14 protein-coding genes are annotated in these 11497 nt (G+C 39.9%); 6 read left to right on the top strand and 8 right to left on the bottom strand.

The window, feature by feature from the left end; translation table 11 throughout:
* Positions 1 to 112 precede the first annotated feature (112 nt).
* Positions 113 to 1150, top strand: coding sequence for a threonine aldolase family protein (locus KQI66_RS09135; RefSeq protein ID WP_216428839.1), 1038 nt, complete (start codon positions 113 to 115; stop codon positions 1148 to 1150).
* Positions 1151 to 1162: 12 nt separating this feature from the next.
* A complete protein-coding gene (locus KQI66_RS09130) occupies positions 1163 to 2074 on the top strand; it encodes a malate dehydrogenase (RefSeq protein ID WP_216428837.1) in 912 nt (303 codons plus the stop codon).
* A 47-nt stretch (positions 2075 to 2121) separates the two neighbouring features.
* Here the strand turns inward: KQI66_RS09130 and KQI66_RS09125 are convergent, their stop codons facing one another.
* The 4 genes from KQI66_RS09125 to yqeC are packed head-to-tail and all read right to left on the bottom strand — an operon-like array spanning position 2122 to position 5279.
* Positions 2122 to 2775, bottom strand: a complete 654-nt coding sequence (locus tag KQI66_RS09125; RefSeq protein WP_216428836.1) for a hypothetical protein — start codon at positions 2773 to 2775, stop codon at positions 2122 to 2124.
* 22 nt (positions 2776 to 2797) lie between these two features.
* Positions 2798 to 3835: a selenide, water dikinase SelD gene (gene selD / locus KQI66_RS09120; RefSeq protein WP_216428834.1), complete on the bottom strand. Its 1038-nt coding sequence runs from the start codon at positions 3833 to 3835 to the stop codon at positions 2798 to 2800.
* A gap of 2 nt (positions 3836 to 3837) precedes the next feature.
* Positions 3838 to 4623, bottom strand: a complete 786-nt coding sequence (gene yqeB / locus KQI66_RS09115; RefSeq protein ID WP_216428832.1) for a selenium-dependent molybdenum cofactor biosynthesis protein YqeB — start codon at positions 4621 to 4623, stop codon at positions 3838 to 3840.
* The gene (gene yqeC, locus KQI66_RS09110) at positions 4611 to 5279 is read right to left on the bottom strand and encodes a selenium cofactor biosynthesis protein YqeC (RefSeq protein WP_216428830.1); all 669 of its coding nucleotides are present in this window, start codon (positions 5277 to 5279) and stop codon (positions 4611 to 4613) included. The genes yqeB and yqeC overlap by 13 nt, the downstream gene beginning before the upstream one ends.
* 59 nt (positions 5280 to 5338) lie before the next feature.
* On the opposite strand from yqeC, the gene KQI66_RS09105 reads away from it, so the two are divergent.
* The 4 genes from KQI66_RS09105 to KQI66_RS09090 all read left to right on the top strand — a co-directional run bounded on the left by KQI66_RS09105 (position 5339) and on the right by KQI66_RS09090 (position 8632).
* Positions 5339 to 5701, top strand: coding sequence for a winged helix-turn-helix domain-containing protein (locus KQI66_RS09105; RefSeq protein WP_216428828.1), 363 nt, complete (start codon positions 5339 to 5341; stop codon positions 5699 to 5701).
* Positions 5702 to 5762: 61 nt separating this feature from the next.
* Positions 5763 to 6323 carry an RNA polymerase sigma factor gene (locus KQI66_RS09100; RefSeq protein ID WP_216428826.1) on the top strand — a complete coding sequence of 187 codons (561 nt, stop codon included), beginning with the start codon at positions 5763 to 5765 and terminating at the stop codon, positions 6321 to 6323.
* Entirely contained in the window at positions 6320 to 7678 is a 1359-nt protein-coding gene (locus tag KQI66_RS09095) for a hypothetical protein (RefSeq protein WP_216428824.1), read from the top strand. The genes KQI66_RS09100 and KQI66_RS09095 overlap by 4 nt, the downstream gene beginning before the upstream one ends.
* Positions 7679 to 7852: 174 nt before the next feature.
* On the top strand, positions 7853 to 8632 hold the full coding sequence (locus tag KQI66_RS09090; RefSeq protein WP_216428822.1) for an SDR family NAD(P)-dependent oxidoreductase: 780 nt from the start codon (positions 7853 to 7855) through the stop codon (positions 8630 to 8632).
* Positions 8633 to 8673: 41 nt separating this feature from the next.
* Here the strand turns inward: KQI66_RS09090 and KQI66_RS09085 are convergent, their stop codons facing one another.
* The 4 genes from KQI66_RS09085 to xdhB all read right to left on the bottom strand — a co-directional run bounded on the left by KQI66_RS09085 (position 8674) and on the right by xdhB (position 11491).
* Entirely contained in the window at positions 8674 to 9645 is a 972-nt protein-coding gene (locus tag KQI66_RS09085; RefSeq protein ID WP_216428820.1) for a helix-turn-helix domain-containing protein, read from the bottom strand.
* Positions 9646 to 9840: 195 nt separating this feature from the next.
* Positions 9841 to 10101 (bottom strand): TfoX/Sxy family protein, encoded by a 261-nt coding sequence (locus tag KQI66_RS09080; RefSeq protein WP_216428818.1) that lies wholly within the window; start codon positions 10099 to 10101, stop codon positions 9841 to 9843.
* A gap of 26 nt (positions 10102 to 10127) precedes the next feature.
* Positions 10128 to 10610 carry a xanthine dehydrogenase subunit XdhC gene (gene xdhC, locus KQI66_RS09075; protein ID WP_216428816.1) on the bottom strand — a complete coding sequence of 161 codons (483 nt, stop codon included), beginning with the start codon at positions 10608 to 10610 and terminating at the stop codon, positions 10128 to 10130.
* Positions 10610 to 11491: a xanthine dehydrogenase subunit XdhB gene (xdhB, locus tag KQI66_RS09070; protein ID WP_216428814.1), complete on the bottom strand. Its 882-nt coding sequence runs from the start codon at positions 11489 to 11491 to the stop codon at positions 10610 to 10612. Before xdhB ends, xdhC begins: the two co-directional genes overlap by 1 nt.
* Between the last annotated feature and the right edge of the window lie 6 nt (positions 11492 to 11497).

Raw genomic sequence — 11497 nt, 5'->3', positions numbered from 1 at the left:
AAATTTTATAATATTTTCATAAAAAAAGCAATGCAAATAAGGTTATATTGGGGTATTTGTAAACATTGAAATATATGTTATACTCATATTGCAGAAAACGGAGGTATTTTAAATGCTAAGATTCAACAATGACTACAACGAAGGAGCTCACGAAAGCATACTCAAAAAGCTTGCCGAAATAAACATGAACCAGATCGGCGGCTATGGCGAAGACGAATACTGCGATGAGGCAAGAGATATTATAAAAAAATTATGTGACGCTCCCGGTGCGGACGTTCATTTTCTCGTAGGCGGAACCCAGACAAATCTTACTGTGATTTCATCTGCGTTAAGACCGTACCAGTGTGCTGTCTGTGCAACAACCGGACACATAAACGTACACGAAACAGGTGCAATCGAAGCAACGGGACACAAGGTTTTTGCCGTTCCTTCGGACAACGGAAAGCTTACCGCCAAAATGATAGAAGAGATTTACAACAAGCATTGGTCAGATGATGCACATGAGCATATCGCACAGCCCAAACTTGTATACATATCCGAATCAACGGAAATAGGCACGATATATACCAAAAAGGAGCTTGAGGAAATATATGCCGTATGCAAAAAATGCGGTATGTATCTTTTCATAGACGGTGCAAGGCTTGCCTATGCCCTTGCAAGCGAAAAGAACGACCTTGATTTTAAAACAATAGCCGCAAACTGCGATGTATTTTATATAGGCGGAACAAAATGCGGTGCATTGTTCGGAGAGGCTGTTGTCATTACAAACGATACTCTTAAACAGGATTTCCGATACATGATTAAGCAGAAGGGCGGAATGCTCGCCAAAGGCTGGCTTTTAGGCGTTCAGTTCTCGGAGCTTCTCCGTGACGGACTTTATTTAAAGCTTGCGGAAAGAGCGGACAGGCTTGCAATAAAAATAAGAAATGCGGCTTTGGAAAACGGCTATAAGCTTTACTATGACAGCTATACAAACCAGCAGTTTTTCGTTATGTCAAACAAAACCTATACCGAATTGAGCAAAAAATATGTTTTCTCAACAGAGGCAAAGCCGGACAACGACCACATTGCGGTTCGTATATGCACAGACTGGGCAACAAAAGAGGAAAACGTAGACCAATTAATAAAGGATATGGCTATCTATAAATAAAGGAGGAATTTTATGAAACTCGGTGTTATCGGCGGAGCCGGACTTCTCGGCTCAACCTCTGCGTATCTTGCAGGCATGAAGGGCTATCTTGGCGAAATCAAGCTTGTTGACATCAAGGAAAACCTTGCCAAATGTCATGTAATGGATATGGGACAGGCATTTGCGGCTTTTTCAAAAACAAAGGTCAGCTATGCCGAATATAAGGATCTCGGCGATTGCGACATCATTCTGATTTCCGCAAGCATACCGGAGCGAAAGGTAAGCGACAGAATGGAATATCTCCGTGACAACATGAAGATAGTAAAGCCCATATGCGAGCAGATAAAAGCCAACTGCAAAGAGGCTGTCATAATAAACGCAACAAATCCCGTTGACATATTCAACTATATCATATGGAAAGTTCTCGGCTGGGACAGAAAGAAAATTCTCGGCTTTAACGGAAACGACACCTACCGTCTTAAATGGGCAACAGCAGAAATAACAGGTAAGGAATTCGGCAAAATAGACGGCTTCTGTATCGGAGAGCATGGAGCCAACAAAATAAACCTCTATGATCAGATGACCTATGACGGAAAAGCTCTCGTTCTTTCGGATGCAGACAAAAAGGCAATAGAGGACGTAACGGCAAACTTCTTTGCGGAATTTCAGGCTCTCGACAGCGGAAGAACCTCCGGCTGGACTTCTGCGGTGAACATAGAAGAGCTTATAGAGGCTGTGGCAACAAATTCCGGAAAGAAAATAGAATGTTCTTCTGTTCTTTTAGGTGAATACGGCTATGAGGATGTATCCTTCGGAATACCTGTTTCAGTCGGAAAAGAAGGTATAATAAGCTATGAGCTTCCCGAACTTACCACTGAGCAGAAATATAAGCTTAATGAAATTTCAAAAACAATGCAGGAAACCTTAAATAAAATAGATTTCTAAAAAAGAATCGGCGGCAGACGGGTCTTAACCTGTCTGCCGCCGTTGTTTTATCTGTTTGATGCCACATGGAAAAGAAACCAAGGCAATATACCGCTTAAAACCGATAAACCTATAAACATAACAGCAGCCATTTTGTTACAAAGCGAATCATCAACGCCTTTGTAAGGTTCTGATTTTTTGTTATAAATATATTTCATTGACAGTCTGTTAAATAACAGTAACGCAACAAAAGAAACTGCCTCTATAAAACGATACAACAATACAGCATTTTCATATGTAATTTTGGGCGGCACAATCGCTATGTTTACAACTTCAATAGCAAACGATACTATGTACCAGATTATTTTAGGCTTTAATTTGAAAATATCAGTGTCTTTCTTAGAAGGTTCTTTCACGACCATGCACATTATCTTAAGCATCGAACCAATATTAATAAAATTTAATATCTCACGCCAAAACGGCATTATATTCGAAGACTTTACTCCATAATGAAAAGGTTCTATTTTATATGGTTGTACATAACAACAAACACTATAATTCAGATGGTCAAACCCAATAACACAAACCATAAGCATCGATATAACAGATATGACAAATAAAAGCTTGTCATAAAACTGTTCTTTTTCATTGCTGTCATCAATGGGAATATATTTAAGGTTTTTATCATCTGAGCTGTTCAAGGGTGATTCTCCTTTCGCCATTAAACAAATGCCAACCTATTATTTACACCAGCTTTATCCTTTTTCCGTCCGTCTTTGGCGTTATAACACCTATCCTCTGTGCAGAAGGCACTGCCGTTTTCAGCTCCTCATAAAATCTGTCTGCATCTGCCTCGTCAACGGCAATAAGCAGTCCTCCGGCTGTCTGTGGATCTAAGAGCATATCCTGTATATAAAGTTCGGTATTTCCTTCATCTACATAGCTTTCTGCATAGCTTCTGTTTCTATAAAGGCCTTCGGGTAAAACTCCCATTTTTGCCAACGACTTTGCCTCTTCTATAAGATCAATGTCATCCGTATGTATTTCCGCATTTACCTCCGAGCCCTGAACCATTTCCAGCAAATGTCCCATAAGACTAAAGCCCGTAACATCTGTACAAGCGTGCACATCATACTTAACCATAACATCTCTTGCACTCTTGTTTAATGTCGTCATAAGCGAATATGCAAGCTTTTCGCTCTCTTTTGAAACTATTTCTGCCTTCATGCCTGTCGTGAGTATGCCTATACCGATAGGCTTTGTAAGAAACAGCACATCTCCGACCTTTGCGCCGCTGTTGGTTATGACCTTATCAGGATTTATAAAGCCCGTTACCGCCAGACCATATTTAGGCTCTTCATCAAATATCGAATGTCCTCCGGTTATTATTACGCCTGCCTCATATGCCTTATCATAGCCGCCTCTCAATATCTCATGCACATGCTCCTTATCCATGGACTTAGGCACAGCCATTATATTAAGTGCAAGCTTTGGCTCTCCGCCCATGGCATATATATCGGACATGGCATTTACCGCCGCTATCTGTCCGAAGATATACGGATCATCGGCTATCGGCGGAAAGAAATCCACCGTCTGCACAATAGCCGTATCGTCATTTATTTTATAAACCGACGCATCATCGCTTTTATCGAAGCCCACAAGCAGTCTTTCGTCCTTAACAACCTTTATATCCGACAAAAGCTGTGCAAGAACTCCTGCTCCTACCTTTGCTCCACAGCCGGCACAGCTTGCCAGCTTTGTAAGCTTTATATTATTATCCATATTTAATCCTCCTTAAGTGCAAGACATGCCTCAAGAACTCCGCCGCCGACCGCAAGTGCCTTGTCCGAAACACAGTAGCAATGTTCTATTTTGCATCTCGGATCGACATCTCCGCTTTTCATGCCTTTAAAAACAGGCGTATTATCTGGAAGTATTCCTCTCAGCACTCCGCCTATAAGGCATCTGACAGGCTCATCATCAACATATGCCACAATCTGTCCTGCATCAACAACATCACCTATATTGCAGACAGGTCTGAAAACTCCGTCCTTTACGGCTCTTATTATTCTTTCGACCGTATAACCGCCTATGTTTCCCGGAACACCTGTGTTTTCTGCCGCAAAGCCTTCCTTTATCACTCTGCCAAGATAATGTCCTCTCTGTGTTTCGATAACCGCATGGCAGTCCTTTCCGGCACAATAGCCCGGACCGACAGCAATTACAACAGGTGCGTCTGTTATTTTTGTTCCGACATTTCTTTTGGCAAGCACCGCATCAATAAGGAAATCCGGCTTAAAAAGCTTAACGCTTTCCGCCTTTTCATCTGCCATGACCGCAATGTTTCCTTCTTTTATTATCTCCAATGCCTCTTCTGTATTTTCTGCCTTAAACGCCGTAACATCTTCAACCTTCATGCTTCCGTTCACAAGTGCCTGTGAAAAACAGACCGTTCTTCTTATTGCCGTAGGATGCTCAATATCCAGCATAACTATATCAAACTTTGCGTGCTTAAGTCTTAATGCTATTCCGGAGGCAATATCTCCGGCACCTCTAATTACCGCAAACATACCAATCTTCCTTTCATTATCTCGCCTGCATAAACAGGCTTATTTATATATCGTGCAATGTCTTTTGCATTTTCCGTATCTTTTTCTGTCCCGACCTGATTTATAACTATAACGTCACCGAGATTTTCCTTATTAATTGCCTCTGCCGCTGTCTGCGGAGAAACAATATCGGTTATATTACCTTGAACGATTTCTGCATAAAGCTCCGGTCTGTGACAGACCTCGTAAATTTTTCTGCTTATTCCGCTTATGCCGACAACCAGTATAACCTTATCCGTGCCATTCGGTATAACGGGCTCATAATCGTTATGTGCCTTAAGCGGCATATGTTTTGAGCCGTCTGCCTCAACAACGATATAATCGGCAAGCCTGATAAGTCTTTCAAAGGGAATGTCCGACGAAGTAAGCTTATTGTTTTCTGCCGTTTTTCCTATACATACAACATTTTCATTCCTAAAAGCATCTAATATGTCTTTCTCTGACGGTGATACAAGTGTTATAATATTTTCGGGAGGATATATATGTGTAGTTGTACATATGATTACCTTTCCTTTTTGGGAAAGCTCCTTTGCAAGCTTAAGCATAAGCGTTGTTTTGCCTCCACTGCCTATTATTGCAGTAATTCCTTTTTTAATATCCAGAATATCAGAGAGCATAACAACCACCGCCAATCATTATTTTAATAAAAGAATAACACCTTTAAGGAGTGTTGACAATGGAAAACCAATCAAACGATTTAAGTGCAAAAATAAGAATACATTTCTTTACAACCGACAAATGCTTCGGCCCCGGCATATATGAACTGCTCGAAAATGTTCGTCAATACGGCTCTCTGCGTTCTGCCGCCACAAGCATGAACATGGCATATTCAAAGGCATGGAAAATGGTCAAGCTCTGCGAGGAAAATCTCGGTTTTAAGCTGTTAATCTCAACAACAGGCGGAAAAAACGGAGGCGGAGCACATGTAACAGCCGAAGCATTGCGGTTTATGCAGGCTTATGACGAATACTGCCATGAAATACGAGAGTTTTCCGATAAATTACTGAAGGAAAAATTCAGTTTTTACAAAAACAATTAAATTTGCAACCATGTTCATTATTTTCTGTATATATAAGTGAAGGGCAAAAGGAGGAAGATAAATGAATTCAGAGGACAAAAGCATTATATCTCTTTTCTTCAGCCGTTCCGAGAGAGCTATCACCGCCGTAAGCGATAAATACGGTTTATATTGCGGAAAAATAGCAATGAACATACTTCAAAACGAAGCCGACAAGGAAGAAACTCTAAACGACACATGGCTTAAGGCATGGAATACAATTCCGCCGCAAAATCCAAATCCGCTTAAAACCTATCTCGGAATGCTGACAAGAACAATAGCAATAAACCGATACAGCTATTACAAGGCACAAAAGAGAAACGGACATTTTGACATACTTCTTTCAGAGCTTGAGGATGTAATACCGTCCTCAACGGCCGAACAGGAATATGAGGCAGGAGAAATATATAAAAGCATAAATGAATTTCTCAAAAAGACTGACAAAGCCTCACGCATAATTTTTGTGAGAAGATATTACTATGCCGATTCAATAGCCGACATAGCCAAGTTTTTCGGTTTCAGTGAAAGCAAGGTAAAATCATCATTATTTCGGACTCGCACAAAATTAAGAGATTTTCTTGAAAAGGAGGGTATTGAAATATGACAGGCGAGGATTTATTTAGGGAAATAGGAAAAATAGACAACAAGTTTATACAAGAGGCTGACAATTGCTATGCAAAGCACGATTTCAAACGCTATGCTGCCATAGCTGCCTGTATTATAATCGCCGCCGCAACAGCATTAAATTCAAGCTCTGTTCAAGCGGCAATAAAACGGTTATTCTCATTCATACCGGGTATCGCAATAACCGAAGAAACCGAGGATAGCAAAAACGAAATACTTTATTCTATGGACGGAGAAGAACAAACACAAACCGATGGAAATGTTGAATTTACATTGATGAACGCATACGTTACAAGCTCATATATAGACATAATGTGGAAAGCAACTCTTAACTTCAATGACGAAAGTAAAGATAACGAAACAGTAACCGAGCTTGCGGAAAAATACGGCTATTCGGATTATATAAAGCCCAACGAAGAAGCAATGTTTCCTATTCCGGATCTTTATTCGACCGTAACCATAGGCAATGCCATATATCCTTATACGGAAAACACAAGTGCCGGAGGTTCACCGACAGAGCAGACCTGTATAACAAGAATAGAAAATATTGAAAACGATATAGCTGTATACGGCGTTAATATGCCCGTAACCATTACATTCTGCGATATGACTTTTGATATACATTTCAAACCAATTCAGTACTATGACTCGGTAGATGAAATAGGCCCTACGGCAATGCACAACAATATATCCGTTACCGCAATGCCCACATGGTCTGAAAATAAGCTTACAATAAAGCTTTACTCACTGAATTACAGTGAATTTCTGCAGGTATACGGCTATTATGATGATTTAAAAGCTGATGCAACATTACCGTATATAATAATAAAAGGAAACACAATACAGGCACAGGTCTTAAGCGGTGACGGTACCGAATTTGAATTTGATTTAAGCGGACTTGACATAACTGATGAGGATAAAAAATCGGCAATTCTCCATATTCCGGTAATATCCGTAGGAAACCAGGAAAATGTTACATTAAATATTAACGCACATGACGACGGCACAATAGACCACCCTGACAAAATCAGCTTTAAATACTGTGATGTAGACATTATTTCGATGTGGATAAACAAAAATAACCCAGATAACGAAATAACAATGACCTACCGTATACAAAAGAAATCCGACAACATAGGCTTGTGCAATTTCACTGTAGCTTCGCTCAACAACAAATCTTCCGGTATAGGAACTTGGAAACAGACATCTGATAACACAGACATTGAAGCAATGGGATTTCACGCTGATGCTGTTCCATCGAAAAAATGTAAACATATAACATTTACATTTCCAATCTACACTCTTTACGATGAATATGTTTTTGCGTTAAGTTAAAATAAACAAAAAGCGGCTCTGATTCCTGTAAACACAGTTTCAGAGTCGTTTAATTTTGCACAAAAATATCATTGATTTTATATCATTAATAATTAACAATATACACATTCATTAATATATAGTATAATTAACATAAAATATTAACATATTTAATTATATGGGGAGGTTTTTATAATGGGAGTAATGGAGCTTTTATCACTTAAAGGCAAAAACGCACTTATAATCGGCGGAAGCAAAGGTCTTGGTGAAGGTATTGCAAAAGGACTTGCGGAAGCAGGTGCAGCTGTTGTTGTATCCAGCCGTAATCAGGCTGACTGCGATAAAGCAGCAGAGATGATTGTATCATCAACAGGCGGAACAGCACTTGGTATCTCTGCCGACATTTCAACAAAAGAAGGCGTTGATGGTCTTGTAAATGCCATGATTGAAAAGCTCGGTCATATTGATATACTTGTAAACAGTGCCGGTGTAAACATAAGAAAGCCTGCTATCGAGTATACAGTTGAGGACTGGGATAAGGTTCAGGACGTACAGCTTAAAGGTGTATTCCTTGCGTGCCAAGCAGTCGGAAAGCACATGATCGAAAAAGGCATTCACGGAAAAATCATCAACATTTCTTCCATTAACGCAAGAGTAGTTGCCCGTCCCAATATAGTTTCATATGTTGCCGCAAAGGGTGCTGTTATGCAGATGACAAAGGCTCTCGCCGTTGAATGGGCACAGTACGGCATTTGTGTAAATGCTGTTGCTCCCGGCTTCTTCGAAACAGCAATGACAAAGGTTCTTTTCGAGGATCCTGCAACAAGAGAGGAAATGTTCAGACATATCCCTGTTAAACGCTTCGGAAACGCAGACACAGACCTTGCCGGAATGGCAGTTTATTTCGCATCTGACGCATCTAACTACACAACAGGTCAGATAATCTATATCGACGGTGGCTATACATCAATCTGATACATAACAAAAGGCGGAAGTTTAAACTTCCGCCTTTATTTTTATAAATTCAATTTATTTATTATACCGGATAATACGCCTGCAACCGGCCATATTATCCAACTTCTGCCCCAATCTCCGGTTATAAAACTATATGCAAGATATATTCCGACAACAACGGTCCAGTATATGCTCACAAGCCTACTGTTTTTCTTATTTAAAAACTTTTTCTGTTTTTCATAATCCCCTTCTTCAAGTATCTTCTGAAAACCACCCCATATTATTGATGTTTTTACTATAATACGCACACCCAATGCAACCAATACAAGCGTAATCGGGACGCCCAATACAACAAAAGGATTTTCTTCACCGACAAATCCTACAACAAAAAATATCGGTATTGCCGAAACTACACAAAGCGTTATTCCCAAAACCATATGCATTGTATACATTCTATAATACTTTTCCTTTTTCTCTCCAACCATTCCCGTAACACCGTATTCGGTATCAATAAGCTCTGTATCAAGATATTCATATTTATTTGCTTTCATTCCGCTTATTATAAACAATGCAACAGCAACAGCAATCATTGCAAGTAACACCGAAACTCCTACCATTGCTGTCTGTTCTTCTGAAAATGACAAAGTGCCTGCTTCTGATAAAACAGCAAGAACAATAAGCGGTATTGGAGCCAAAATGCAAATAAGTACACCTATAGAAATATACGTAGCTATACTCTGAGTTATATTGAGAAACTCATTAGCATCTTCCATAGATACATATTTCAATTCTTCCGACTTTTCTCCTGTTTCTATATATTCATCTTTTTCGTTTTCAAGCTCGTCCTTAAGAAGATAATCTGTACTGACACCAAAAATCTGCGAAAGCTGTATTATTTTATTAATATCGGGAATCGATTGAGCTCCCTCCCACTTTGAAACAGATTGTCTGCTTACATTAAGCTTTTCCGCAAGCTGTTCCTGTGACAGGCCGTGTTGTTTTCTCAATGCAATAAGTTTATCCGCAAAAATCATTTTCATCTCTCCTTATATCTGTTTTATGGATATAGTATATAAATGCTCTCCATTGCATTCCATAAAGCAGACTTTACAATTCCGCAACAAGCGGTTGCGATTCCGATTTTATGCGATTTATGGCAATTATATCATATTATTTTTAATATAACAAAGGCGGTTTTTATTGATTGATATATAAAAACCGCCTTTACTTTATTTTATTTTATGTTGTTGATAAAAGCTTTTTAAATCTGCCTTCACCTCATCGGAAAGCATAGTCTTCTTTACTCCGCATACAGCTCCTTCAAGTGCCATAAGCCGATGAATACACGCCGATTCATCAATCTGCTGTATTCTGAGCCATGCATCCTTAGCACCAATTTTCTTTAAATCATCAACAGTATTTACTCCGACCTCATTAAGCTGTTGTTCGACTTTCTTTCCTATATTGGGAAGTTCCGATAATTCACCCATATATAAAGCTCCTTGCAAATAAAATTTTAAAGCTTTCCGAGTCTTTTCAGCATTGTTTTTTTAACTGCATTGAATATGTTTTCATAGCCTGTACATCTACAAAGATGTCCCGAAAGAAGTTTTCTTAATTCATCATCTGTATATTCTCTGCCGGATTCGAGTATTTCAAGGGCCGTCATTATAAATCCGGGAGTACAAAAGCCGCACTGAACAGCACCTTCATCAATAAATGCCTGCTGAATATCCGAAAGCTCTCCGTTAGGGCCGAGAAGTCCTTCGACCGTCTTTATCTCCTTGCCGTCCGCCCATATGGCGAGATATATGCATGAATTAAAGCACTCTCCGTCAATAAGCACGTTGCAGGCGCCGCATTCGCCGACCTCACAGCCTTTTTTTACCGATGTAAGGCGGTAATCGTTTCTGAGCATATCTGTAAGAGAAGCTCTTACATCAACAACCGTTTCGGTATACTTTCCGTTAATTGTACATTTAACAAGCTTTCTCTGCATCAGATCTCACCTCCTGCAAGCCTTACAGCCTCTGTCATCGCACGCTTTGACAGCTCTTCGATAAGCTGGAGTCTAAGCTCCTTTGACGCTCTCCAGCTTGTTCTGGGATTTACGTCATCAAGTGCTTTTTTTGCAAATGCCGCTATATTTTCGGCAGTAGCTTCTTTTCCATTTAAGAATTCCTCTGCACTTTTTGCCCTTATGGGAACTGGAGCGGCAACGCCATAGGCAATTCTTGCGGAAACTATCGTTTTTTTATCGTCCGAAAGCTTAACATTGGCTGAACAGCCGGTTGTTGCAATGTCCATTGCGTTTCTCATTGCATACTTTATATAATGTCCGTAATAGTTTTCATAGCTTTCTTTTTTAATAAGTATAGAAGTAAGCAATTCACCATGCTTAAGATCGACCTTTCCGGCACTTATATAAAAATCATGTATCGGAACTGTTCTTACACCGTACGGCCCTGTTATTTCCATAATGGCATCATAGGCATGAAGTGTTGATGCCGAATCGGCAGATGTAACACCATTACAGGTGTTTCCGCCTATCGTACCGATATTTCTTATCTGTGGGCCGCCGACCATGTCAACAGCCTCTCCGAGAACATTTATATATTTCTGTATTATCGGATTTTTTGTTATATGCGAAAAGCTTGTAAGCGGACGAATACGGATTGTTCCGTCCTCCTCCATTGTAACGCCTCTGAGCTCATCAAGTCCGTAAATGCTGACAAGCTCACAGCCGGCGAGCTTTCCTTCTCTCATTTTTATAAGAACGTCGCTTCCTCCGGCAATTATTACCGCCTCGGGATGCTCCGTAAGAAGCTGAACCGCATTTTCAACGGATTCCGCTTCGTATAAAGCCTTTATATCATACATCTGACA

It is taken from the genome of Anaerotignum sp. MSJ-24, assembly GCF_018918145.1.
In the GTDB taxonomy this organism is placed as follows: domain Bacteria; phylum Bacillota; class Clostridia; order Lachnospirales; family Anaerotignaceae; genus Metalachnospira.
The sequence above is the reverse complement of the archived record's forward strand: the minus strand, read 5'-3'. Positions and strand labels throughout refer to the sequence as shown.

Bases quoted from the DNA above. Each gene is read 5' to 3' on its own strand.
- KQI66_RS09135 (WP_216428839.1), top strand. From the start codon at position 113: ATGCTAAGATTCAACAATGACTACAACGAAGGAGCTCACGAAAGCATA.
- KQI66_RS09130 (WP_216428837.1), top strand. From the start codon at position 1,163: ATGAAACTCGGTGTTATCGGCGGAGCCGGACTTCTCGGCTCAACCTCT.
- KQI66_RS09125 (WP_216428836.1), bottom strand. From the start codon at position 2,775: ATGGCGAAAGGAGAATCACCCTTGAACAGCTCAGATGATAAAAACCTT.
- selD (WP_216428834.1), bottom strand. From the start codon at position 3,835: ATGGATAATAATATAAAGCTTACAAAGCTGGCAAGCTGTGCCGGCTGT.
- yqeB (WP_216428832.1), bottom strand. From the start codon at position 4,623: ATGTTTGCGGTAATTAGAGGTGCCGGAGATATTGCCTCCGGAATAGCA.
- yqeC (WP_216428830.1), bottom strand. From the start codon at position 5,279: ATGCTCTCTGATATTCTGGATATTAAAAAAGGAATTACTGCAATAATA.
- KQI66_RS09105 (WP_216428828.1), top strand. From the start codon at position 5,339: ATGGAAAACCAATCAAACGATTTAAGTGCAAAAATAAGAATACATTTC.
- KQI66_RS09100 (WP_216428826.1), top strand. From the start codon at position 5,763: ATGAATTCAGAGGACAAAAGCATTATATCTCTTTTCTTCAGCCGTTCC.
- KQI66_RS09095 (WP_216428824.1), top strand. From the start codon at position 6,320: ATGACAGGCGAGGATTTATTTAGGGAAATAGGAAAAATAGACAACAAG.
- KQI66_RS09090 (WP_216428822.1), top strand. From the start codon at position 7,853: ATGGGAGTAATGGAGCTTTTATCACTTAAAGGCAAAAACGCACTTATA.
- KQI66_RS09085 (WP_216428820.1), bottom strand. From the start codon at position 9,645: ATGATTTTTGCGGATAAACTTATTGCATTGAGAAAACAACACGGCCTG.
- KQI66_RS09080 (WP_216428818.1), bottom strand. From the start codon at position 10,101: ATGGGTGAATTATCGGAACTTCCCAATATAGGAAAGAAAGTCGAACAA.
- xdhC (WP_216428816.1), bottom strand. From the start codon at position 10,610: ATGCAGAGAAAGCTTGTTAAATGTACAATTAACGGAAAGTATACCGAA.
- xdhB (WP_216428814.1), bottom strand. From the start codon at position 11,491: ATGTATGATATAAAGGCTTTATACGAAGCGGAATCCGTTGAAAATGCG.